The sequence below is a fragment of the Streptococcus sp. ELY_137 genome, assembly GCF_058314515.1.
Genome location: NZ_JBZFUL010000001.1, coordinates 199,983 through 224,027, shown reverse-complemented (window position 1 = coordinate 224,027; position 24,045 = coordinate 199,983). Strand labels below are relative to the sequence as shown.

At 39.7% G+C, this 24,045-nt stretch carries 23 protein-coding genes; 2 read left to right on the top strand and 21 right to left on the bottom strand.

Going from position 1 to position 24,045, the window contains the following annotated elements; genetic code table 11:
* Positions 1-79 precede the first annotated feature (79 nt).
* On the top strand, positions 80-1,108 hold the full coding sequence (gene queA, locus AC4HAO_RS01070; RefSeq protein ID WP_491134299.1) for a tRNA preQ1(34) S-adenosylmethionine ribosyltransferase-isomerase QueA: 1,029 nt from the start codon (positions 80-82) through the stop codon (positions 1,106-1,108).
* A gap of 226 nt (positions 1,109-1,334) precedes the next feature.
* Here the strand turns inward: queA and AC4HAO_RS01065 are convergent, their stop codons facing one another.
* The 16 genes from AC4HAO_RS01065 to AC4HAO_RS00990 form a co-directional block, all read right to left on the bottom strand.
* On the bottom strand, positions 1,335-2,099 hold the full coding sequence (locus tag AC4HAO_RS01065) for an amino acid ABC transporter ATP-binding protein (RefSeq protein ID WP_491134298.1): 765 nt from the start codon (positions 2,097-2,099) through the stop codon (positions 1,335-1,337).
* A gap of 9 nt (positions 2,100-2,108) precedes the next feature.
* On the bottom strand, positions 2,109-2,783 hold the full coding sequence (locus tag AC4HAO_RS01060; RefSeq protein ID WP_491134297.1) for an amino acid ABC transporter permease: 675 nt from the start codon (positions 2,781-2,783) through the stop codon (positions 2,109-2,111).
* Positions 2,784-2,797: 14 nt separating this feature from the next.
* Positions 2,798-3,490, bottom strand: a complete 693-nt coding sequence (locus tag AC4HAO_RS01055; RefSeq protein WP_491092511.1) for an amino acid ABC transporter permease — start codon at positions 3,488-3,490, stop codon at positions 2,798-2,800.
* A 9-nt stretch (positions 3,491-3,499) separates the two neighbouring features.
* Positions 3,500-4,357, bottom strand: coding sequence for a transporter substrate-binding domain-containing protein (locus tag AC4HAO_RS01050; protein ID WP_491134296.1), 858 nt, complete (start codon positions 4,355-4,357; stop codon positions 3,500-3,502).
* Positions 4,358-4,372: 15 nt separating this feature from the next.
* Complete coding sequence (locus tag AC4HAO_RS01045) at positions 4,373-5,380, bottom strand: uroporphyrinogen decarboxylase family protein (RefSeq protein ID WP_491134295.1); 1,008 nt, start codon at positions 5,378-5,380, stop codon at positions 4,373-4,375.
* Between the two features lie 593 nt (positions 5,381-5,973).
* Entirely contained in the window at positions 5,974-7,173 is a 1,200-nt protein-coding gene (locus AC4HAO_RS01040; RefSeq protein WP_491134294.1) for a hypothetical protein, read from the bottom strand.
* 509 nt (positions 7,174-7,682) lie between these two features.
* Entirely contained in the window at positions 7,683-8,516 is an 834-nt protein-coding gene (locus tag AC4HAO_RS01035) for a hypothetical protein (RefSeq protein ID WP_491134292.1), read from the bottom strand.
* 153 nt (positions 8,517-8,669) lie between these two features.
* Positions 8,670-9,710, bottom strand: a complete 1,041-nt coding sequence (locus AC4HAO_RS01030; protein ID WP_491134420.1) for a serine hydrolase — start codon at positions 9,708-9,710, stop codon at positions 8,670-8,672.
* A 168-nt stretch (positions 9,711-9,878) separates the two neighbouring features.
* Positions 9,879-10,487 (bottom strand): superoxide dismutase SodA, encoded by a 609-nt coding sequence (gene sodA / locus AC4HAO_RS01025; RefSeq protein ID WP_491092516.1) that lies wholly within the window; start codon positions 10,485-10,487, stop codon positions 9,879-9,881.
* Between the two features lie 341 nt (positions 10,488-10,828).
* Entirely contained in the window at positions 10,829-11,875 is a 1,047-nt protein-coding gene (gene holA / locus AC4HAO_RS01020; protein WP_491134291.1) for a DNA polymerase III subunit delta, read from the bottom strand.
* Positions 11,876-11,930: 55 nt separating this feature from the next.
* Positions 11,931-12,614 carry a DUF805 domain-containing protein gene (locus tag AC4HAO_RS01015; protein ID WP_491092518.1) on the bottom strand — a complete coding sequence of 228 codons (684 nt, stop codon included), beginning with the start codon at positions 12,612-12,614 and terminating at the stop codon, positions 11,931-11,933.
* Positions 12,615-13,442: 828 nt separating this feature from the next.
* The gene (locus tag AC4HAO_RS01010) at positions 13,443-14,300 is read right to left on the bottom strand and encodes a DUF805 domain-containing protein (RefSeq protein ID WP_491134290.1); all 858 of its coding nucleotides are present in this window, start codon (positions 14,298-14,300) and stop codon (positions 13,443-13,445) included.
* Positions 14,301-14,426: 126 nt separating this feature from the next.
* A complete protein-coding gene (locus AC4HAO_RS01005) occupies positions 14,427-16,658 on the bottom strand; it encodes a DNA internalization-related competence protein ComEC/Rec2 (protein ID WP_491134289.1) in 2,232 nt (743 codons plus the stop codon).
* Positions 16,655-17,302, bottom strand: coding sequence for a helix-hairpin-helix domain-containing protein (locus tag AC4HAO_RS01000; protein WP_491134288.1), 648 nt, complete (start codon positions 17,300-17,302; stop codon positions 16,655-16,657). Before AC4HAO_RS01000 ends, AC4HAO_RS01005 begins: the two co-directional genes overlap by 4 nt.
* A 207-nt stretch (positions 17,303-17,509) precedes the next feature.
* The gene (locus AC4HAO_RS00995) at positions 17,510-18,250 is read right to left on the bottom strand and encodes a lysophospholipid acyltransferase family protein (protein ID WP_491134287.1); all 741 of its coding nucleotides are present in this window, start codon (positions 18,248-18,250) and stop codon (positions 17,510-17,512) included.
* Positions 18,251-18,260: 10 nt separating this feature from the next.
* Positions 18,261-19,190 (bottom strand): peptidase U32 family protein, encoded by a 930-nt coding sequence (locus AC4HAO_RS00990; protein ID WP_491092524.1) that lies wholly within the window; start codon positions 19,188-19,190, stop codon positions 18,261-18,263.
* A 609-nt stretch (positions 19,191-19,799) separates the two neighbouring features.
* Here AC4HAO_RS00990 and AC4HAO_RS00985 point away from each other — a divergent pair.
* Positions 19,800-20,096, top strand: coding sequence for a DUF3270 family protein (locus AC4HAO_RS00985; protein WP_447452784.1), 297 nt, complete (start codon positions 19,800-19,802; stop codon positions 20,094-20,096).
* 153 nt (positions 20,097-20,249) lie between these two features.
* On the opposite strand, the gene AC4HAO_RS00980 is transcribed toward AC4HAO_RS00985, so the two are convergent.
* The 5 genes from AC4HAO_RS00980 to hprK all read right to left on the bottom strand — a co-directional run bounded on the left by AC4HAO_RS00980 (position 20,250) and on the right by hprK (position 23,969).
* Positions 20,250-21,044: a DUF6612 family protein gene (locus tag AC4HAO_RS00980; protein ID WP_491092525.1), complete on the bottom strand. Its 795-nt coding sequence runs from the start codon at positions 21,042-21,044 to the stop codon at positions 20,250-20,252.
* Between the two features lie 353 nt (positions 21,045-21,397).
* Positions 21,398-21,829, bottom strand: coding sequence for a YtxH domain-containing protein (locus AC4HAO_RS00975; RefSeq protein WP_491092526.1), 432 nt, complete (start codon positions 21,827-21,829; stop codon positions 21,398-21,400).
* A 2-nt stretch (positions 21,830-21,831) separates the two neighbouring features.
* Positions 21,832-22,230 carry a DUF948 domain-containing protein gene (locus tag AC4HAO_RS00970; RefSeq protein ID WP_447452781.1) on the bottom strand — a complete coding sequence of 133 codons (399 nt, stop codon included), beginning with the start codon at positions 22,228-22,230 and terminating at the stop codon, positions 21,832-21,834.
* Positions 22,231-22,257: 27 nt separating this feature from the next.
* Positions 22,258-23,043: a prolipoprotein diacylglyceryl transferase gene (gene lgt, locus AC4HAO_RS00965; RefSeq protein WP_491092531.1), complete on the bottom strand. Its 786-nt coding sequence runs from the start codon at positions 23,041-23,043 to the stop codon at positions 22,258-22,260.
* Positions 23,040-23,969, bottom strand: a complete 930-nt coding sequence (gene hprK, locus AC4HAO_RS00960) for an HPr(Ser) kinase/phosphatase (RefSeq protein WP_447452780.1) — start codon at positions 23,967-23,969, stop codon at positions 23,040-23,042. Before hprK ends, lgt begins: the two co-directional genes overlap by 4 nt.
* Between the last annotated feature and the right edge of the window lie 76 nt (positions 23,970-24,045).

Genomic DNA, 24,045 nt, shown 5'->3' with positions numbered 1-24,045 from the left:
AAGACAAAAAGAAAGGTGCCCTAAATCCTCTCTCATGATATAATAGGAAAGCTGATAATTAACAGAAAGAAGATAAGCCATGCACACAGATGATTTTGATTTTACTTTACCTGAAGAACTCATTGCTCAGACCCCATTGGAAAAACGCGACAGCTCAAAACTACTAGTCATTGACCGACAAACACATATGATGACAGATACTCGCTTTGACCACATCTTAGATGAGCTAGATCCTGGTGATGCGCTGGTCATGAACAACACACGTGTTCTTCCAGCCCGGCTCTATGGTGAAAAATCAGAAACCCACGGGCATGTAGAGTTTCTTTTGCTCAAAAATACTCAAGGTGATCAGTGGGAAGTCCTTGCTAAACCAGCCAAGCGACTAAAGGTAGGAACCAAGGTTAGTTTTGGCGACGGTCGTCTCACAGCAACCATTCGTGAGGAATTAGAGCACGGCGGGCGTATCGCCGAATTCCACTACCAAGGTATCTTCCTTGAAGTTTTGGAAAGTTTGGGCGAGATGCCCCTACCACCCTATATCCACGAAAAATTAGGAGACAAGGAGCGCTATCAAACTGTCTATGCTAAAGAGAACGGTTCTGCTGCTGCACCTACTGCTGGTCTGCATTTCACCAAGGAGCTCCTCCAGAAGATTGAGAATAAAGGTATAAAACTTGTTTATCTAACACTGCATGTTGGACTGGGGACATTTAGGCCTGTTGCCGTTGACAATCTCGAAGAGCATGACATGCACTCAGAATTTTACAGTCTATCCGATGATGCAGCACAAACCTTACGTGAGGTAAAAGCAGCAGGTAAACGTATCATTGCCGTGGGCACTACATCCATCCGTACCTTGGAAACCATTGGGAATAAATTTGGGGGCACTATTCAAGCTGACTCTGGCTGGACCAATATTTTTATCAAACCCGGCTACCAATTCAAAATCGTTGACGCTTTCTCTACCAATTTTCACCTCCCCAAATCAACACTTGTCATGCTGGTGTCTGCTTTCGCCGGCCGTAAATTTGTCCTCGATGCCTACCAGCATGCCATTGAGGAAGGCTACCGCTTCTTTAGTTTCGGCGATGCCATGTTTGTTAAATAGTAAAAGGGCCGCAGATTCTACCTCTCTTCTATCGTTACCTAAAAGTGCTAACGATGGTTTTAAGTGGTCGATCTGTGACTCTTTCTTTTTTTATCGTTGTTATCAAGGGCGCCAAGTTCGGTGATAAACGAGGACCCAGTGCTTTAGTTGTTTAGGCCACCCAGAAATAGAACTAATAGAACTGGATTTATTTTAAATGATTTCCGTCTATAAGCCGTAATTTTGACTAGATAATATAATCAACAGCATAAGCATCGTCTGATAGAATGCGTGCTAAAAAGCGGCGTGTCCGCTCCTCTTTCGGTGCGGAGAAAAATTCCTGAGGCGGAGCTGATTCAATAATATGACCCCCATCCATAAAGACCACATGGTTGGCGACATCCCTAGCAAAACTCATTTCATGTGTCACCACAATCATGGTAATACCTTCTTGCGCTAACTGTTTCATAACACCCAGAACATCACCAATCAGCTCCGGATCCAGAGCAGACGTCGGCTCATCAAAAAAGATAACATCAGGCTTGACAGCAATAGCACGCGCAATACCAATGCGCTGCTGCTGACCACCAGATAGCTGATTGGGGTAATAATCTTTTTGGCCCAGCAGCCCCACTTTTTCCAAGGCTTTTAAAGCTATTGGCTCTGCCTCTTCCCTAGGAATTTTTCTGGCAATTATAAGTCCCTCTAAAATATTTTCCATAGCTGTCTTATTGGCAAAGAGGTTATAGTGTTGAAAAACAAAGGCTGTTTTTTGGCGGATAGTTAGAATATCCTTCCGATTTAAATTTTCCAGATTATAGGACCGGTTATCTAGGACAAGTTCCCCTTGATCAGCCTTTTCCAGATGATTGAGGCAGCGCAAAAAGGTGGTCTTTCCTGAACCGCTGGGGCCCAAGATAACAACAACATCTCCCTTATTGACCTGCAAACTAACATTATCAAGGACAGTCTTATCCCCAAATTGCTTTGATAAATTTCTAATATCTAACATAATGTCTCCTTAAGCAAACCGCTTTTCTAGACTCGAAAAACCCCATTGAATCAGACCGCAGATAATAAGATAAATGATAAAAATAACTAAGTAGGACTCAAAATACTGATAGCCATGGGCTGCTTCCACCTTAGCAATCGCTGTGATATCCTTAACTGTCATAACAAAGACCAAGGATGTTCCTTTAACAATATTGATAACTAAATTGCAAAGATTCGGAAGAGCATTTCTCAAGGCTTGAGGAAAAACAATTCTGATATAACTCTGACTTGTCGTCAAACCAATCGACTGAGCGGCTTCTAGCTGTCCTTTATCAACCGTTAAGATAGCGGAACGTAAAATCTCCGACAAGGTTCCCGTTGTCATCAGGCTAAAAATGATAAAAGCATAATAAATGGGATTGAGCTTAAAGATATCAAATCCACCTGATTTTAAAATCGCATTTAAGACACTGGGTAAAAGGCTATAGAAGAATAAGATTAAAAGTATGGGAGGTGTCGCTCGAATAAAAGCCAAGTAGACTACAGAAAAAGCTGTTACTCCTTTTACTCTGTAGATTCTTCCCAATGCCAACAAAAGAGCTGTGAAAAAACTCAACAGAATAGAAACAGCCATAATCGCCAAGGTAACGGGAACACCTCGTAAGGAGAGTAAAAATGTATGAAGAATATAGCTAAAATCCATGATCCCTCCTAGGTCTAAGCATTGCCCCTATCCAGACGATGTTCCATCAAGTGAGAGGCTACTGATAAAATCAGAGCAAGCCCCCAATAAATAAGAGCTACCGCTGTATAGGTTTCCAGCGAATAATTTCCCAAATTACGACTGATCAGCAAATTTCCCGCTCCCATAACATCTACCAAACCGATAGTGTAGGCTAGGGCTGCATCTTTCATCAAATTCAAAATAGCCGTTGTAATATTGGGAAGCGCAATTCTAAAAATCTGCGGTAACAAGATGCGGCGGAAAGTCTGATAGCCTGTTAAACCGATACTTAATCCAGCTTCCAGCTGTCCTTTAGGGACTGCTAAATAGGCTGCTTTAAAAACTTCCGATATAGAAGCAGCAAAGAGTAAAACCATGGTCACTACAACAAAAATAGTTCGTGACCAGCTATCAACATCCAAATGGAGCCACCAAGCCAAAAATTCAGGCAGGCCATAAAAAACTAAAAAGAGTAAGACAATGGGCGGCGTACAGCGCAAGGCGAAAACATACCCTCTAGCAATGCGTGCCAGCCCCATATCAGGTACGACCTGTGCCCAAGTCAAACCGGATCCCAGAAGCGTCCCCAAGAACACTGTCAGGGTAATAACCCACAAGGTCAGAGGTAAGGCAGACAAAATCGTTGGCAGAAACTTAAAAATATAGGATGGCGTATAAGAAACCATGGCTCCTCCTTATTTTGTCACGTAATTAAAGACATCTTCTCCAAAATATTTCTTTGATAATTTAGCCAGAGTGCCGTCCTTTTCTAATTCTTTAACAGCTTTAGCATACTCTTTAACAAATTTTTCATTAGATTTATTGCGATGAATTAAAGGATAGGTCTCAATACCTTTGTATGGAACCCAGGTCAACTGATCAGCATATTTGTGGTAGGCACCGTCTTTGTCCTTAACCGCCTGCTCAAAGGATAACTTTATATCAAAATAGGCATCATAGCGCCCTTCCAGTACCCAAGCATAGGCATCTGCCATGGTAAAGCTCTCAGCTGCTTTGAGGTCTATTGGACTGTCCTTATGCTCCTTGTTATAGTCTTCAATCACATTCCACTGAGCATTTTGAGGGGAAATAGGAACCAGTTTACCACTGGATTGGGCAAAAGAATTAATGTCTTTGAATTTTTCTTTATCGTCCTTACGAATCGTAAAACCGATGACACTAGCACCAATTGCATCTTTAGGAATAATAAATTTTTCAGCCCGCTCCTTCGTATACCAGGCCCCCTTTGTCCCGATATCATACTTTCCAGATTCCAAGCCAATCAGCAAATCTTCATCGCTCGTCCCAGTGTATTTAAACTTATACCGGGGCAGCTTCTTATCAATGGCTTTTAGAACGTCAACTTCATAGCCTGTATGCTTACCCTTGTCATTAACATAATCATAGGGCGCATAATTTTGTGTATGAGCCACTTTTAAGGTAGTTACTTTACCATTAGCGGCACCATCTCCAGCAAGCTGACGGCCAATAAAGGTACCACCAATCAGTAAAACAAGGATCCCCCCAATCACAAACCATTTTTTCTGTTCCATCCGTTTACCTCCACTCTACCAACTAGCTGCTTCTCTGACCCAAGCGATACGCTCAGCGGCAATATCACTGGGAATTGTACAATCCGCACCAATAATCGTAGCTCTTGTGCCTGCTTCTTGCAAAAGCTCCTTCACTTGTGCCTGTACACTCTCTTTACTGCCGCGATAAAGAAGACCTTCTTTAGTATTGATAAAACCGCCTAAAACGGTTTTACCGCCAAAGATCTCGCGTCCTTGAGAAAGACTAACTCCCTCTGGACCTACCGCCCAATTATAAACCTGTGCCGGATAATCCTTAAAGAATCGAATATCATTACTAGCTCCCTCATAGCCACAGATATGAAGGACACTTAAACCATCAGCTTGACGGGCTGCTTCAAGAATCCTCAAATCGCTAGGAGCGATATAATCGCGATAATCTTCTGCGGAGACCCTATCATCCTGAATAGATTGTACACTGAGATAAATCCCTTCAATATTAGCTTCGGTAATGATTTTTCTGACGAGAATAGCAATATCTTCGGCAATGGTATCCAGTACTTTTTTCAAGGTTGATGCATCTTCTTGCAAAAAGTTAGCAATGATTGTGTCTCCGCTTGCTATCTGACCAGACAACTGCCATTTAAGGTAAGTCACAGGAGCAAAAATATTATAAATCGCAACAATATCCTCTGTGAAACTATTCTTAATCGCTTTAACTAACTCCACCTGCTGTTCAAACCAAGGATGATCTTCACCGATAGAACGGATATCCGCTAATTCTTGAATAGAAGAGACATTGGTAGAAATCAGAGGATTGGGATAGGTGAAAAAACCATCGCTCATAATCTTGATAAAATCAGGATTAACGTCCTTGATAAATTGACGATGTCCTTCTAGATTTTTATTAAAAAGCGTGCGACTGTTAAGCCCTTGTCCCAATTCCTCTTCTGGCAAAAAATGATACCAAAAGCCAACTGGTACTCTATCCACAGCTTCTCCACAAAAAGCCTTTAAAACCCATTCCTTTTTACTATCAGTCATAAGCTCATCTCCTTATCTAAATAAAATGCGAATCCCTTGAATGTTTTAAAGAAAAATAGGAAATAAAACAATCTATACCATGTTTCTAAAGCAAATTCCCCTGAAGACATCCAGTCTGTACCAGTCATCATCTTCACTAGCTCATCCATCTGGTAAAGCATTCAGCACAGTGATTAGCCTAGCCCCAGTAAGAAATTACAATCATTTAAAATGAGAACAACACTTGCTCTAAAATGTCTTACTTATATGGCAAAAACAAGAAGAGATATTGTTACTTCCCATAAAACTTGCTCTTATCTTACCATCTCCAAAGACATCTGCCTAATCTATTTTTATTATTGTTGACTATAAATTTTTCTTATGGTTTATAGGACGATGGCCAAACTAAGTGCAACGATTTTCCATAAAAGCCTAAGAATTATTGGCAGTCCAACCATTCATCTTAATATCTACCATAACCGTTTAACATAACTTGATTACAGTTGCTATCGATTCCATAAGTAACACAAAAAACTAATACTGGCGAAAAAATAAAAAGAAGGCTGAGGCAGCCTTCTCGTTGGGCAGTTAACTAAATAGTTGAATAGAAATACTCACTCTAAATTATATTCTTCTTTTGTCTTTTCAACACTATTGATTAGATCAGGTTCTCTTCGGTTGACTTCTTCAGCATTACTGGTAGAAAGTTTATTAGAAGTCATATAATTATATAGTTCCTGAGAATTTTGTAGTTTATAAACAGAAAAGCGAACAGGTACTTCCTTTTTTATCGAGTTTGTTAAAATTTTATCATTCTCATCTAATAGTTTAACATTATACGTTAACTTACTTGGTTTATCTACTAAAATATTAAACTTACGCTCATTGTTTTTTTCGGCTAAAAACCAATTCACAGTAAATTCAAATTTCTTTTGATAAGGAGAAACTAATTCAACAATAGGGACAAGTGGTTTATCAATGCCTCCAATGAATCCAATACCTCCTGTTTCAAATTTCTTTTTTGAGCTTGAATATAAAACTTCAATCTTACTTTTAACTTTTTTCGATTTTAAATCTTTTATTTCTAATTTGACCGATTGTTTACCATCTTCTACTTTATTTGAGAAATGCTTCAATATATTTTGACTAGTTAGTTTCTCTGAAATTAATCTATTGATCTCACCACTTTCCAAACCATTCTCATCAATATTTTGAGAAATTATTTCTTTAGTAGTATCAGTAACCGAATTACTATAGCTTATTTTTAGTGTATATTTTTTACTTTTAGTCTTTTTAGTTCCATTATTAAAAATAATAAAGTCTACAGTTTGATTATCATTATCAAAACCATTCTGCATAACAACATCCTCATACTGATAATCTTGGATTTTTATATTATCAACAATCAGTTTTTTTACATGGATATTCTTTTTAGGAGGATTATCAATAATCAGCTCATTTTCAATATAGTTTTCATAATATTTTTTATCTTGAGCTATGGGCAGTTCCTCACCATCAACAACCTTCGGAACGTTTCTGACAGTAATCGAGCTAATCGTTGGACTTTTAATATATTGGTATAAAAAAATTCCCAAAAGTATAGCAGCAGCAATTAAAGCTAACAAGATCATCTTCCCTTTTCTACTTTGGGAGATTAACTTTATTGAATTATCTGATACTAGTATTACATTAGTACTTGCATCTATACGCCTATTATCTATAGTGTTTCTATTCCCACGAATATTTTGATTACCCAATTGAATGTTATTATCATTATTAAAAAGATTTCGTAAAAAATCACAAATTTTAGTCATAAATTTACCCTTTAAAATCACATATCGTACTCATTATATCACATCCTCAACTCCCGACAAGTTTATAATCGTTTTAGGTTTTAAAGACGTCTCTAGCTTTCAAATCAACAATTGTAGAAAAGTTCATAAAGCAGAAATAAGATTGTCTATCTGTCAGCATTTTATAATTGGTAATAGATTTTCAACTATATCGTTGACTACATTTATGTGAGAAATCAAATCATGCATTTTTATGCTCCTAAAACCGCACACGCTGAACAGTAAATTTCTGAATTTGTAAGTCTAGGATGAGTAACAATCACTAACAAACTTTTAAACTTCGAACGTTCTATAAATTTTGCAATTAGTAACTTCAATAATATTAAGTGACAAGTTTTTGGATTTAGAAATTTCCCCAATTCAAGAAGAAGATCTTCTTAACCTTGAACACTAAAAAAGAGAAAACCGATTGGTTTCTCTCTAGAATCAAGCTTTTTGTCACCTACTATAATAGTTGACAAGGAGCTCTTTTATTTCATTTGTTTCACAGCTGCCTTGGCTTGTTTGACAAGGTAAAGGGACTTTTCTTCCTGAGAAACCTTTTTAAAAAGCTTTTTAGAAATATCCTTATCTTCTGCCAATCGAGCATTTTCTGCCAAGAGATAGTCCCGAAGTACTTCTTCAAGCTTATAGTTAACGGGGATATCATCAAAATCACTAACAGCCTCTTTATCCTTTAATACGCTGTTCATCAAGCTGAGAATCTGCTGAGTATAAGTCTTTTGTGTGGCCTCGGCATCATTTTGAACCACCAATTCCTCTACCCTAGACAAATAATTTTGAAGCTCTACCTCTTTTCCTTCAAAGAGCCCAGTCGCAAATTCAACCAAATAGTAAGTCAACAAAAGCGGCGTCCGCTCCTTAGGTGATACTCGAACCTTCAAGGGGTTAACCATTTCAAGAAATTTATTGGTCTCTTCAAAATTCCCTTGCAACCAAGCCAGCTCAGCTTTACGAATAATGATTCGATCCCAATTCGTTTGAAACTTCACAGTTACCAAGGTTTCATAGTCCAAAATTTGAGCATACTTTTCCAAGTCAAGATCTTGATTGAGAATAGCAGATGCTTCCTTGCGATAGATGTTATTTTCACGTACATACTGGACCCCTAAAGCCAAAAGCGGTAAAAAGCTAATCAAGCTAAAAGCGGCTTCCATAATATTTTTAGGATACATAAACCAGTAAACAAGAGCTGCTACGAACAAGAGTAAAAAGAGAAGAAACCAGTTGCGTACCAGTGTTAAATAAGTATACATTCTTTGCTTAATATCATCTAATTGGCCTTCACGGTAAGATGTCAACATATTATCTCCTTTTATTAAGATACTAAGGGTCGATTCGCTTGACGAAAATTGGGCTGGAAATGAGCTCAGCACTATCATTGATTCAAAATTGTTTCCATTATACCACAAACAAGGGGAGACTTGAAATCTTTTTGAGATAAAACAAGAAAAGGACTAATTCATATTGACCCTGTGCCACTCATTAATGACATAAGTCAACATAGCCAGCTGGCTATAGCCGTAATCATTGATTTCTGAACTGCTTTCGCTAGAACCACCTAGGTAACGTGTGTAGATAGCAATAAGATAAGGACTAGACTCCATGACAATAGCATCGACATTGAGCGCCTCTCTAACATAGCCTGGCTTTTGATAAATCGTTAAATCACTTGGCAGATAGGTTTTATAATATTCATCCGGAAAGGACTCTCCCAAATAGTTTAAAATATCTTTATACTTCTCCTGATTCTTATAGAGATAATCCAAAACCTGAATATAATAGCTTGTTGTTGTTTTATTACCTTGGTATTGGAAGGCTGGTACATCAGGATTATTCGACTTCCCGTAACGCGTATACATACTGTAGGCTTTTTCAACACCGCCCAGCAAGCTAGCTAAGCCATATGCTGGTGTATTTTCTGATACTACCAAAGAACCATACTGCATTTCTGGGATACTCATACTACCGCCATAATTATTGACATAAGCGTCATGCTCACCTTGGTATTCATAGTCCAACTGTGTGATATCGAAACGCTGGTCATAATTAAACTGGCCGTCTTGCACAGCATCAACCACTAGCATATTTAAAGGAAGCTTATAAGTCGATCCTGCCGTCATAAGCTCAGTATCGTTCATCGAGAAGCTTTCATTGGTTGCAGGATTTTTATAAGAAAAAGCTACCTGTGACGGATCAATCCCTTGCTCAGCTAAAAAGGTGTTAACGGTATCATTCAAACTCATATTAGCATAGTCGTAATAAAGTCCCAAAGCATTCATGTGATCAGCATCCGCCATCATGACAGCCTGTTTTTCCTCGGCAGATTTATTGCGCGGCATCACCTTTTCTTCCTTCTGGTTGCCTCGGCTGGAACCAGACGTTTGGTCGGCCTGCTGCCTAGCTGCTTTCCAACTATCTTGCAAATAAAAACTGCCTAGAATACCTAGAACAATAAGCAGAATAATACTTAATACTATAGTAATTCTTTTTGATATAACTTCCATCACTATTATTTTAAGGGAAAATTGAGTTTTTGCAAGCTAAATCTACTATTTTCAACAATTTTTTTACAACTTCCCATCTTTTATCCCTCATCAAGCGAGTCAAAAATAAAAAGAACGTTCTTCTTGTAAAAGAACGCTCCACATTTAAGCAATAGTAACTTATTTTGTAGCTACTGCGTAGAGTTCAGCGACCTTATTCCAATTGATAATTTCAAAAAAGGCCTTAATATAATTTGGTCGCACATTGCGGTAACTCAAATAATAAGCGTGTTCCCAAACATCAAGTGCAAGAATAGGTTTCTTACCTTCCATAATTGGTGTATCTTGATTAGCTGTTGAGGTCACTTCAAGCTTTCCATCACCATTAACAACCAGCCAAGCCCAGCCCGAACCAAACCGGCCAGTCGCCGCTGCTGTAAAGGCCTCTTTAAAAGTGGCAAAGGAGCCAAAAGCTTCGTCAATAGCGGCAGCGACCTCGGATGTGATTTCAGTCTTTTCAGGCGACAACAATTCCCAGAATAAAGCATGATTAAGGTGGCCACCGCCATTGTTGATAAGCGCTTGTCGAACATCAGCTGGAATCGCTTCAACATTTGATAAGAGAGCTTCCAAGTCCTCACCAATTTCTGGATGTTTTTCCAGAGCTGCATTCACATTAGCTACATAGGTGGCATGATGTTTATCATGGTGGAGAGTCATTGTTTCAGCATCGATATAGGGTTCCAAAGCATCATAGGCATATGGAAGATCAGGTAAAATAACGGCCATATAGGTTTCCCCTTTTCTTTTTGATATTCTCATTCTATAGGAAAGTGGTAGAGCTTTCAAGAAATTTGCTTACTCTTCAAATATACTACTATGTTCTCACTCTCTTTACTTAGCGAAGATGTAGAATTTTCATTCTTGTATGGATGGGGTAAGTGGTGTTATAGCTTATATTGAAAAGCTATCAAGGCCTGTGTCCATATGCAGACTATCTCAGCAAAGCTGGAAGAAAAAATTTTTCAAGATCTATTCTATTGCACCTCTTTGTTAGCCTTAAGGAGCATTACCTAATAGCATCGACTAACCTGTTTGCCCAATCAGTATGTTTTCGCACCAGGGTACTACTAGGATAAATCCTGTCTTTCATGCGCTATTTTAAGCAAGACTAAATCGAAGAGATACTCCTTATCCAGTTTTCCTTGCTTAATATCATAATCTGCCTTAATTAGGAGTTCCAAAGAATTTTTAAGGAAAGACAGATTCAAATTCCTGCTGTCTCGCACAGCAAATTTCACTTGGTAGGGATTGATTTTGCGCCCCAAAAGTTCAGATAACCTGCTCACCATAGCCGACTCATTCTTACCCTCCTGACTGAGAATTTTGACCTGAGTAAAAAGGCGAAACTGCCCTATCATGATCGCAATCAGTTTGATTTCATCTTCCCCCTGAAGGCGCAAATCGTGAACCAGATCACGTGCTTCATCTATGCGGTCATTTAAGATAAACTGAGTCAAATCAAAGATATTATCCTGCAGTGTCTTTGGAATAGCTTCATTAATATCCTGAACACTGATACGCCCGTCTGCTTTGTAGTCTTTCAGGAAGACCAGATTCTTTTGAATATCACTAAAATTAAAGCTAGATTTAACCAGAAGTTCTTCAAAAGCACCACTTTCAAAAACCAGTCCTTCTTTATGGGCTAACTTTTGAAAGTAAGTGCGCAATTCTGCTTCCTTAAGTTCCGCTGCTTCAAAAATTTTTGCCTCACGCTTAAGTAATTTGGCCAACCGACGCTTACCGTCTAATTTCCCAGGAGCAAAGATAACCAGACGTGTCGTCTCTACAGGATTAGCCAAATAGGCTTCCAGCATTTTTACTTCTTTCTCATCTAAGTAAGACTTTTTAGCAGTCGTGATATCTAAAAGATTATCAAAAATAACAATCTTCTCATCCGAAAAGAAAGGCAGACTTTCCAAGTCCATTTGAGCTTCTGCAAATCTATTCTCAGGAAAATCAAAATAAGAAAAGGTTAAATCACTGGCATCAAACCTCACTCGTTCCAAAAATATCTGCTTGAGGTGACTATATTGTCCTGAGTCACTTCCTGTCACTAGGGTAATCAAAGGCAACTTTTCCTTGGTTAACCCTTCAACTTCTTCAATTGCAATCATAACGTTATTATATCATAAAAACGATTCGGCCTAAGGCCAAACCGTTCCCTGCTGCTTATTGAAATGGACTTTCTGTATAACCAGATTCGGACATATTTTGTGATTGCGTCGTCGGTGCTGTACTTGTCGCTCCTTGAACAGCTTCTGGCTGGACAGCAGCTCCCTGAAGAGGCTGTTGCGGTGCCTGTGGCTGAGCAGCAGTAAACTGACCTTGAGGTGGGAAGTCAGGATTCATTGGTTGACCGCCAGTCATCGGTTGCTGCGCTTGAGCATTAAAGGACTGATTCATCGGATTCGGTTGCTGAAAACCGGTCGTCGGAGCACCCTGATTAGGATATTGCTGATACTGTTGATACTGCTGATAATTTCCAAATGCCATAACCTTAGACGGCATACAGAGCAAGACAATTAAGGCAATACTTCCAACCCCTGGAACAAAGGCAATAAAAATCCAAGGCCAGTCATAACCGGCATCACGCAGACGGCGAACTGTGATAGCTATCCAAGGCACAATATTAGCCACCCCCCAAGCTAGCCACAGTAACCAGAATAAAATACTAAATCCAACACCAGCTGTTCCACTAGCTGAGAAGATAAGAGCCAGCATAAAAATAGTAATAAGCCAAAAACCGAAGATAATAAGGGCATTCATCAAGTAGACCCACCAAAATCCAGGGCGATTTGTGATACCGCTAAAATCGGTATACTGTTTCCAATAATTCTTATATGCTTCAAGCATGAAATAACTCCTTTTTCTTATTAAAGCTTATTTTAAACTAAAACTTAAAACCTGTCAAACAGGACAGTCTTCACGAAAATTGTCCCATGAGATTTATTGGGGAATATTGGTAGGATTTTGTGGCTGATGGGCTTACCCACCCATCTGTGGACTCTGAAACTGATCCTTGCTAGAAATCTCCTCCCCCCGTCCGTACTGCCTTTTAGCCATTCCAGCGTCAGGAACAAATCCTTGGAACTCTTGATTTGCTTGCTGCGGTTGAGCAGCTAGATTCCCTGCTGGCTGCTGGTACAAGGGCTGACTAGGAGTAGGGACGGGCTGAGTATTAGTCCGGCGAGGCGATTGAGGGACTTGTCCTTGGGAACCTTGACTTGTTGATAAGGAGCGTAAGAGAATTGAGAAGCTTACCCCTGAAATTGCTGAGGAGTGGCCTTAGTATACCCAGTGCACTTAACCAGCACGGTGTGAAGGCTGACCACTCTCCCTTAAAGATTCTTGGAGATAAGCTTGAGAGCACAGTCAAGAAAATCCTAGAGCCCTGCCTTACGGTCTAACTGCCCACCTTTGAAAATCATCCGTACCAAGTGAACAGAAAAGGTAAGAATTAGGCACCTAAACTAATATTAATATCCTCCACCGCTTTTGTCTGAAGCCTGATATTCAACTGTTTGTAGCCATTAACCACTATTATATCGCCTCATATAGAAGGCCGAGTTAGAGACATAAATAACTAATTAAAAAGCCCCACCAACTAGGTGGGCACTCCTATTATTACGTAAAGTTTATACACGAATTGATAATCTCATAAAAGCTCAGCAAATAAAGTTTTTACTGTGGCGTATTTGTGAAATTATTTGAATTTTGCTGAGAAGACTCATCTTGCACTTGCGGTGCTTGAGTTTGTGGCTGTTGAGGCATCTGAGGATTGACCTGTTGAGCTGGTGCAAAGCCATCTCCTTGAGGAATATTAGGATTTTGAGGCATCACAGGAGCTTGCGGTGCAGGCTGACCAAATGGATCCTGAAACGGCTGGCCTTGTGGTACAGTTTGACCAGGCTGGCTCGCATTGAACTGCTGTGGCTGTACAGGTACTTGCTGACCATTGATCAACGCTTGAGCAGCTTGCGGCTGAGCTTGTGGTGTTTGTACTGGTGGTGTAGGCTGCTCAAAACCAGCTTGCGGTGTTGTTACAAATTGTACGGCAGCCTGATTATAGAAAGAGTTAGCTTTGGGTTTCTTTTCACGACTTGGAAAAGCCCAAAGTACAATGCTCGCAATGGTCAAAGGAATAGCTAAGATCCAACCGAGCGGGATTAAACTAATCAGCAAAGCTGCACCGTATAAAAAGATAAATGTCCAATGAAAGGCTGCATCACGAAGACGGCGAACACCAATTGCCAGACTAGGTACTAAAATAGCTAGTTCAAAGATGAGCCAAAGAATTAAAGTAACAACGACAACAGGGGAGATATCTGTCCAAATAGATATTCCTTCTGTCGATAAAGCACTTTCCTGCATTTCTGCTACACGACGGCTGAAAGGCAGTACTAAATCAATGATAAAAATTAAATAAAAGCCTAACCTCACTAGATTATTAAAGAGAAAAGGCCACCAAAATTCTGAAGGCTTGGCACGCCCTTTAAAGTCAACATACTGTTTCCAAAAGTTAGTATAAGCTGTAAACATAGGCTATCTCCTAAATAAATGATTACCTATTAGGATAGCATAATTTAAGGTTAATTACAAACTTAGGGGAAAGGAAATATAGAAAGAATCATAAAAACTCTACAATTGCTGATTATGTTAATGACCTTATCGCACAGTTTCCAAAGACCAGCACCACAAGCCATAGCAGCGAATCGCCCCCTGTTTATCTGTTCGGTAGACGGCTATTCCCTGTCTGTCCAAGCGTCGCAAAGTTGCCTTACTAGGATGCTTGTAACGATTGTGCTGACCGACAGATATAAGAGCTGTATCAGCTCGCAGTTGTTCTAAAAAAGCTTGACTGGTCGAGCCCTTGGAGCCATGGTGACCAACTTTTAGGATATCTGCATGAAGAGTAGGGTAGGCTTGTAAGAGCTCTGTTTCTCCTTGGGTTTCCAAATCACCTGTAAATAAAAAGGTTTTATTCAAAAGCCTTCCGTAAAGAATAAGAGAATCATTGTTACCGCCATCGCCAATACGATTAGGATAGAGAACTTTTAGTTGGCTGCCCATAATAGGCAGTTGATCTCCGGCCCGAACTATCCGTACATTAACTTCAAGATGCCTCAATCGGCTTACAAAAGAAGGCTTGGTCAGACTCCCCGGACTAACCAAGATCTCACCGATTTTAAAATTTTCTGCAACTTCCTCTAAATCTCCAATATGATCAGTATCTGTATGGGTTAGGACTAATTGATCAATTTTCCCCACACCTTTGCTTTTTAGATAAGGAATCACTGTTTTTTCTGCATTGCTCTCTTGTTCCCTCTTTTGCCAATTTTCCTGTTCATCAAAATCGACTCTGCCTCCTGTATCAATTAGTATGGTCTTGCCCCAACTATCCCGTATAAAAATACTATCGCCCTGCCCAACATCAATCATAGTCACTTCATTAACTAAAGGATGCTTGACCCAAGCCAAAAGAAAGAAAAAGCCTACCATCAGAGCATACCTGATAGTCTTTTTGGACCAATAGTCATGGAGAAAAGCCAGAGCTAGAATCATAGCTAGCAGTAACAACAAACTAGGGCTGCCAAAAATAGGCGGCCTTCCTAACACAGTATAAATACCAGAGATTACCTTTTCCAAGCCGATAAAAAAGATATTGACACTAGTCAGTTTAATCAAGGGACTGATTAAAAAGGCCAGGCTGAGAAATGGTAGCAATAAAGTATCAAAGAGAAGAGAAAAAATAGCTGTCAATGGAACCGATAAGGGCTGAAAAGCGGAAAAGGAATAAAGCAAGACTGGTAAAATCCCCAAAGAAAGGCTAAACCCTTGCACTGAATATTTTTTAATCCCCGACAAAGCCTCAAAATCAAAGACAGCCAAAATAAATGCATAGGTGAAACTGAGAATACCGCCGAGGCTCAGCAAAAATTGGGGCATAAGCGCGAACATGATAAAAATAGTGATGGCCATATTATCTAAACGTTGGAGTCCTAAGCATTTCAGCCAAGACTGAATCAGACTCCTTACCACTGAGACAGCAAAACCTGTCATAGCCGCATAAAAGACAGAAAAAGGCACCTGTAATATATCTACCCAATCCTGTCGGATTCCTATCCGTAACAGGATCCTACGAAAGGTTCCCACAAAGAAGCCAACTTGCATACCAGATAGCGCAAATAAATGGATGATCCCCAAACTCGTATAAATGTCGCTCATTCTATCAAAGTCTCTATCAAGATAGCCAAATAAAAGTCCTGTCATATAGTGATCCATAGGACTTGGAAAGCTACTTTGACAATAAACTAAAGCTTGGCGTCGCAGTTCATGCAAACGCTCATAAACAGTCAAACGCCTAGATAATGCAACAGATTCAATGTGTTCAATATTGACGACCCGATAAATTTGTTGATTTTTTAAATAAGATCGGTAATCAAAGCCATGGAAATTGCGCTGACTTTGAGCTTTCTCCACCTTAGTAGAAACGTGCAGAACAACTTGCTTAGTTAAATGTTGGTAAAACTCCTTTTCCCGTCTTGATCTTAACCGATAAAAAGCCTGATAAGTCCGACCATAAGCCTTAGCATGGAAGCTCAACTGATCGCCATTTACAGACAGTGTGTCCGGCACGATCGTTAATTGTTCAACTCGCTCAGAAGTATTCCTATAGTCATACTGAATTTTTGACTGATAGGCATAGATTAGTAGACCAAACACTAGTAAAACAGCAAGAACAAAACCGAAAATGTTAACGCTGTAATGCCGCCATAGCTGACTAAGTACAAAAGCTAAAATCAATACGACCAAAGGATGCCAAAAAACAACTAGATAGTAGATTAAAATCAGTAAAAAAGCCAGATAAATTGGCTTAAAGGGGAAAAAATTACTCATAGTGTTACCTCAGGTTCAATTTTTTCATAGGTTTTATCGCCAATACCTGAAATATTTTTTAGCTCATCAAGGGATTTAAAGCCACCATGCTCTTCTCGGTAGTCAATAATATCTTGGGCGCGTTTTTCACCAATACCTGAAATCGTCTGCAATTCCTCCTTACTAGCTGTATTAATATTAACCTTATCCTGATTATCAGAAGCTTGACTGCCCTTTTCTGCATTATCACTGCTAGCCACCACCTCTGGCGCTTCTTCACCTTGAGCAGCCACATAAACTACGGCTTCATCATCAAGCTTTTGAGCCAGATTCACCGTCTTTTTGTTAGCGTTATCCGCAAAACCACCAGCTTTTTTGATAGCATCTGTCACTCGACTGCCAGCCGGCAGTTCATAGACCCCTTCTGCTTTTACAGCTCCTTTAACATCCACCACAATGGTATCAGTTTGCTTGTGAGCATCAGAAGAACTGCCAAAAGACGAACTGCTCTGGCTTACAGAAGACGAGACAGCCTCTGGAAAGCTTGCTGCCTGCCTTCCTCCATACAAATTAACAGCCAAAACCAGCACTAAAATGATCAAAACTGACACCAACCCAGTCACTGCTTTATGCTCTTTAACTGTCTCGATCCAATCATCAAACATCAATCATCCCCCCTTAAGATTTATCGGTGAAACATAATGACGACTCCCAACAAAACTAATACCAACAATAAATACAGATCTTCTTTTGCCATTTTGTTTTCCTCTTCATTTATTAGTTCGTAAAATAAAAAAAACAATCCAAACGGATTGCTTTAGGGTGAGGGGATAATCTTGATTATGGACGAATTTTTTGTCCGATCTCACTTCCTATTTTCGATGCTGCTCTGGATTCCAGATAAAACTAGCCACGTAACTGAAAGCCATCGTTAAGATAACTAAAATAAAGGCAATTACTCCCAAGGGCAGACGATAAATATAGGTCAGGGGATTGAGTTTTTTGTGGTCATTATAATCTTCGTTTTGGCTATCTAGTTGACGAAAAGCAGTTTGGACACGATTAGCAACAGTCTCGATGCCCTGATCATTCAAGCGCTTAACATCAGAAATATCAATTGGTTGACCAAAGTTCATATCAATACGCTCCCCTTTGAGTAAACCAGAAAAGGATCGAGGACCACTGTAAACAGCCGGCTGAATTTTGACCTTGGCCATCTTGGCAATAACCGCTACACCGCCTTTGACATCTGTTGAATGGCGACTACCGCTCGGAAACATGATCAAAGAGCGTTGACTCTTCTTCAGCATTTGTACAGGATACTTAATAGCCTCCTGTCCTGGATTGTCACGGTCAATCGGAAACGCTCCGCACATACGAATCCACCAGCCAAAGATACGGTTGTTAAACAGTTCTTTTTTAGCCATAAAAAGAAATTGCTTAGGTTTAGTCGCAAACGCAAGATAAATTGGATCCCACCATGTGCGGTGAGGAGCCACTAAGACATAGTTTTCTTGAGGATCCAGCAGATTATTACGATTATGATAATGAGCGTTACCATTGACTACCCACACCAAAAAGGAGACCAGCCAGCGTAAATAAGCATAAAACATAAAAATCCTCCTACTTAACCAAATCAGGATCAAAGTCATAGAATCCTGTATCTAGATTGCGATTAGCCGGGTGAAGCTTACGAATAGACTCATCAAAAAGGAAGGCTTGATCTGATGACCATTGACCAGCTACTATCAAATCACGTGCCTTAGTAAAATATTCAGCTATCTGCACAAAATGATCGCCTGGTGTATAAATCCCATCTAACTTCCAATGTCTATAACCATGCTCAACTAAATCAGACAGTTTACTCATTAAATCGAGGTCATTATTGGCAAATATATGTGTTCCATGATTATCTTCATAGATAGAATAATGGGAGTCGTGGTCACTTGGTTCAGATAAGAAAAGATCCCGCTGGCGCGTCTTTTCATCATCAATGTGAGTAAAATTATAGTAATTTTGCAGCAGTGGGCGCTTAGAGTGATGAATAACACTAGCGCCATAAACCAAAACTTCAGCCGGTATCTCCAGATTCTCCGACATCTTAAAGAGTTCAGCTGAAGGAATTTCCCGTGCTAAAACAGCCTCTGAAACACCTGCTACTTTGCCCCAAAAATTAACCTGACGACTAGAAGTAACCATGGTCGAAGCATCGTAGATAATCTTAAAAGGACGCTTATCTCGTTGACAAATATAGAGTACCCCTGCGTCACCCACAGTAATGTAATCAGCACCAATCTTTTCAAGAAAATCCAAATATTCAGGCAAGGCATCCATCATAGCCTGATGCATCAGGGCATTGACGGCCACTGTTAATGTCTTTCCTGCTTCATGTACTAACTGGGCTATTCGTTCCAATTCTTTGTCTGAGAAAGTTTTAGGCAGTCGCAATCCAAAAGCTTTCTCCCCTACATAAATACGATCAACCCCCGCTTTTAACAAAGCTTCAGCCTGTCCCACACTCTCTGCGGTTGCTGTTATAATAATTTTTTCCATAATATCTTTATTATAGCAGATTTTTACAGGATATAAAGCCTAAGCAAGCTAGGAGAAAAACACTTTTGTTTAACAGCAGAATTGCCTTACTATTCAACCATTTCTCATGCTTTTCGAAAATCTCGATATATCTTTGACTTATGATATCAGCTCCACTGAGCTTATTCTAGACCACAAAAGGGGCCCTTCTGAGCTAGTTCTAAATCATCTGACCAACTAGCTTCTTTATCATTGTTAAATCTAAACTATCCACTGGCTCGTTTAAGCTGTCTGTAGATCATTGCCCAGTCTGATTTTGATTTTCCTTGAGTCGTAGTTATTTACCATTTTATAGATGAGAATTGTCGCAATTTTAATCAAAAATTGACTCCTTTCCTTTTTTAATAGCCAAAAAACCTTGATATTGCTGAAATTTCGTGACAGATTTCTAATTTTATGTTAGAATATTACCAACCTAACAAAGTTACCTATCTTGCTAGTATAAAAAAGGGAGGAGGCTCTGTCGGCATGCTAGATTTATTCCTATTGGAAAAGTAAGCTGGTCTCTGAGCCCTCATTTATCTATCTTTTAATAACCCTTTATTTATATCTTAGCGAAAGGAGTTTATTATGGCAGCCCAACGCCAACATGATTTTGATTATATTGATAATCAAGAATCCAAATCACTTAATCAATCTGAACCAAAATACCAAGAATTTTATGAAATAGATACTCAGAGTGCCAAGTTACGTGAGCTTCTGTTCTTTGCCCGCATTGCCCTCTTCTCTATCTCATCTGTCCTCTTAACTTTTCTCTTTTTAGCACTGGGGCTTGGAACCCTTGTTTCCTTTACCCTAGCTCTCCTCCTAGGAATTGCTATCACATCAACGATTTCTACTTTTGTCCTATCTATGAAGAAAAAATAAAAATGGTTCGGTTGAACCATTTTTTTAGGTTTCAAATCTACCTAGTAGCCGTCAACAAGAGATTTTTTCAGCCTCCAACTTATCTATAATGTTAAACATTTATCCCTTAAAAACTTTTGATCTTTCAAAATCTTGCACTGCCAGACCACTCCACTAGCTGATCTCTTCTGTGTCACCGACGCTACCGGAATCATTGAGAATATCATCTGGAGCCTCAAACTTAGACTTTTTAACCTTATTCCACTTAGAATAAGTTGATTTCACCTTTATATTTACTCTTCTAGGAGCTTTTTTATAGGCCATGGTCATCGAAAAATCTGTTAGATAGAAATCTTCTTTGTCAAAAGAAACTTCAAATGTTTTCTTCATGTCACCTTGACTGTAACCAGTTAACGACAAATTTAACTCCTCACTAAAAAGAGAAACAAGATCTATATTTTGACTCTTTAAAACCAAGGTATAGGTGTTTTTGCCTTCTTTTAATTTGAAATCATCCTTCATCGAATAAACAATGTCCAAGAAATCAAAATAATCCGGATCAACATTATAGTTATCAAAAGATTGCTGTCCTCCACTCCAAGAACCAGCTTGGCTATCTCTTGAATAAATAGAGCCTTTATCAGCCATGATAAATTCTTGGTAATTTTCTATACCATTCTCCTTTGTTCTAATCACCCCTCTTGCACGCTGCAACTTACTAGCCTGACTACCATAATCAAGATCGGCCTTCATCTTTTGTGATTTCTTTCCACTGCTGGAGTGGGTAGAAAGAACCATATCAAAATGAACTGTTTCTATATCTTGATTAGCCTTTTTAGCTTTCTTAATAACTTTGGCAACCGTCATTTTTTCTTGGTAAACCTTATTGTCTGTGTCTTTTGTATTGCAGGCTGTCAAAAAAAATAGACTAACAGCAGTGATGCATAAAATTTTTAAAGTTTTTCCCATAAGGCTCTCCTCCTTATTTGGATTATTTCCCCTTCATTTCCTAGTTTAGCACACTTTGTAAACCTTTTCATTATCTTTTTTATTTCTTAAAGAAATTGTAAAAATCAATAAGGAAATTTGCTCGGCCTAGCGTCTCTTTTTAAAAGTAATTAGGCTTTTATTAGCACTTGAACTCCCTCCCTACAAAGGAAGCAACCTCCCTTACCTTACAATGGGTAGCAGAAAGACAAAATTCACTTGCAACTGCAAGATGAACTTTTGACTTGCCGATCGGTAAAAAAGAAAAGCACCTCAAACGTTAGCTAAATTCTACGCTTGAAGCACTCTTCATTTAAATCTACTTTTTAAATTTCTTATTCCGGTGTTTCCTCATCACCATCATCTGCTGGATAGTCAATAATAATATCATCAACTTCTGCCTGCGTCTGCGAGGCACCTTCTTTTGGCACCTTAGCAAATTTATCTCGAAAAGCTAGAACCTGATCGTTAGCAAATTCACTCGCCTGCACAGCCTTATCCTTGACATTTTCGATAACATCATCCTTAGTCAGCTCACCTGTTTCAAATTTCTCTTTATAATCTTTAACGGTATGAAGAGCTGCATCCTTATAAAACGCAGCCTTCTCCTTTGCTGCCTGGTTGTAGACCTCAGGATTATCCTTATAATCCTTTGCAAAGTCAACAGCCTTCTCCTTGAACTCTTGTCCCTTTTTCGTAGACAGGAAATAACCCGCTGCCACACCTAAAACTGCACCCGATACTAATGTTTTAAAAACCTTACCCATATTTAAACCTCCTTATCTTTCTTTCTAAATAGCTTGCTAGCAAAACGATAGACTGTTGCTGCTGTCCCAGCTTTGGCTGCATTAGAGCCAGCTTTCGTTGCCTTTTTGCCGAGCGTCCGCGCTTGACTATTAAGATCAGAAACACTGACAGATACATCAGCTACAGCTTCAAACAAGGGATCAATAGTGGCCATCTTACTATTGACATCATCAACCAAGACATTAGCCTTGCTGATAAGTTCATTAGTTTGGTGCAAGGTCACATCAAGATCCGACGTTAACAGCGAAATTGTTCGCTTAGTTTCATCAACTGTTCCAGCAATCTTGTGCAAAACAATCACTAAATAGATAACCAGGGCAACAAAAGCCAAGGCAATAATTAACAGTGCATATCCTACCATACATGTCTCCTCTATCATTATAAAATTTTACTCTGTTTCTTGATAGTAGGGCTGTCGCCCTATCCTACGTCCATGAATAGTCATGGCAATTCCTACTAAGACAAGGAGGGCCGAAAGCCACTGCGACACTCTCAATCCGCCCCACATAAGACTATCAGTCCGCAAACCTTCAATGATAAAGCGACCGCAACCGTACCAAATGAGATAAAACCACGCTACCTCCCCTTGCCGCAGTAACTTAGGACGATGGCGCAAACTCATAATGATAGCAAAACCGAGCAAGTTCCAAAGGGATTCATATAAGAAAGTAGGAACTCGATAACTCCCCTCAATGTACATCTGCTTTTGAATAAATTTGGGTAGATAATTAAGGTGGGCCACCGCCTTGCCATAAGCTTCCTGATTGAAAAAATTGCCCCAGCGACCTAAACTCTGAGCCAGCATAACGCCTGGCGCAGCAATATCCAAGAAATCATAGACAATAATCTTTCGCCAATGAGCAAAGATCAGCATGACTGCAACTCCTGTTAGAAGGGCTCCATAGATAGCGATTCCACCATGCCAAGTGGCAAGAATTTCTAGTGGGTTACTCGCATAATAATCCCAGTCAAAGGCCACATAATAGAGCCGTGCACCAACAATAGCTAAAGGAAAAGCGATTAAAATAAAATCTATAATATCATCCGACGTCATTCCTTTACGGGGTGCTTCTCTCATTGCCAGCCAAACAGCTGCCACCATGCCTGTTACAATACAAAGGGAATACCAACGAATGACTATCGGACCAAATTGAAAAGCTATTGGATCCATCAGTTCTCACCATTCTGGCTAATCAGGCTGGTTAGACGATCTTCAAAAGTTTTTGTCGCATCAAAGCCCATCTGCTTAGCCCTCTGATTCATAGCCGCTGCTTCAATTACAACCGATACATTACGGCCTGTTTTAACAGGAATGCGCACCCGCGGAATTTTAACTCCTTGTAATTCAATTTCTTCATTGCCGTTGCCTAAGCGATCAAAGACCTTACCCTTCTCAAAATTCTCTAGATAAATGGACAGCTGCACTTGAGAAGAATTACGGACAGCACTAGCACCGTAAAGGCTCATTACATCAATAATACCGACCCCTCGAATCTCCAAAAGGTGGCGTAAAATTTCAGCCGGTTCCCCCCAAAGTGTTTCCTCATCTTTAGCATAGATATCCACGCGATCATCAGCAACAAGGCGATGGCCACGCTTAACCAGTTCCAAGCCAGTTTCGCTCTTACCGATGCCGGAATCTCCCTGAATAAGAACTCCCATGCCATAAATATCAACGAGAACACCATGAACGCTGGTACGTTCAGCTAGACAAGAATTGAGGTACCAAGACATGTCTCCTGAGATACTGGATGTTGCCTGATGAGACTGAAAAATAGGAGTCTCACCTTCTTGGGCGGCTTTCAGCAGTTCCTCAGGAATTTCCAAGTCACGAGCGACCACTAAAGCTGGTGTTTCGGGGCGAAACATAGCTCGTAAAACTGAATAACGGTTGTGAGAGGTCATAGCCATCATGTAGGACCATTCCTTCATCCCCATCAACTGAACACGCTCAGGCGAATAATAGTCGAAGTACCCAGTTAACTCCAAGCCTGGACGCGAAATATCCGAAGTCGTAATTTCTTTTTGCAAGAATTCTGGCTGGGTATATACCGCTTCCAACTTAACCTTTTTAGCTAGCATATCAACAGTAACAGTCATAGGCTTTTCTCATTTCTATTTAATAGCCTTATTATATCATAAAAGCTGAGTAAGGCTAAAGGGCTAATATACATCT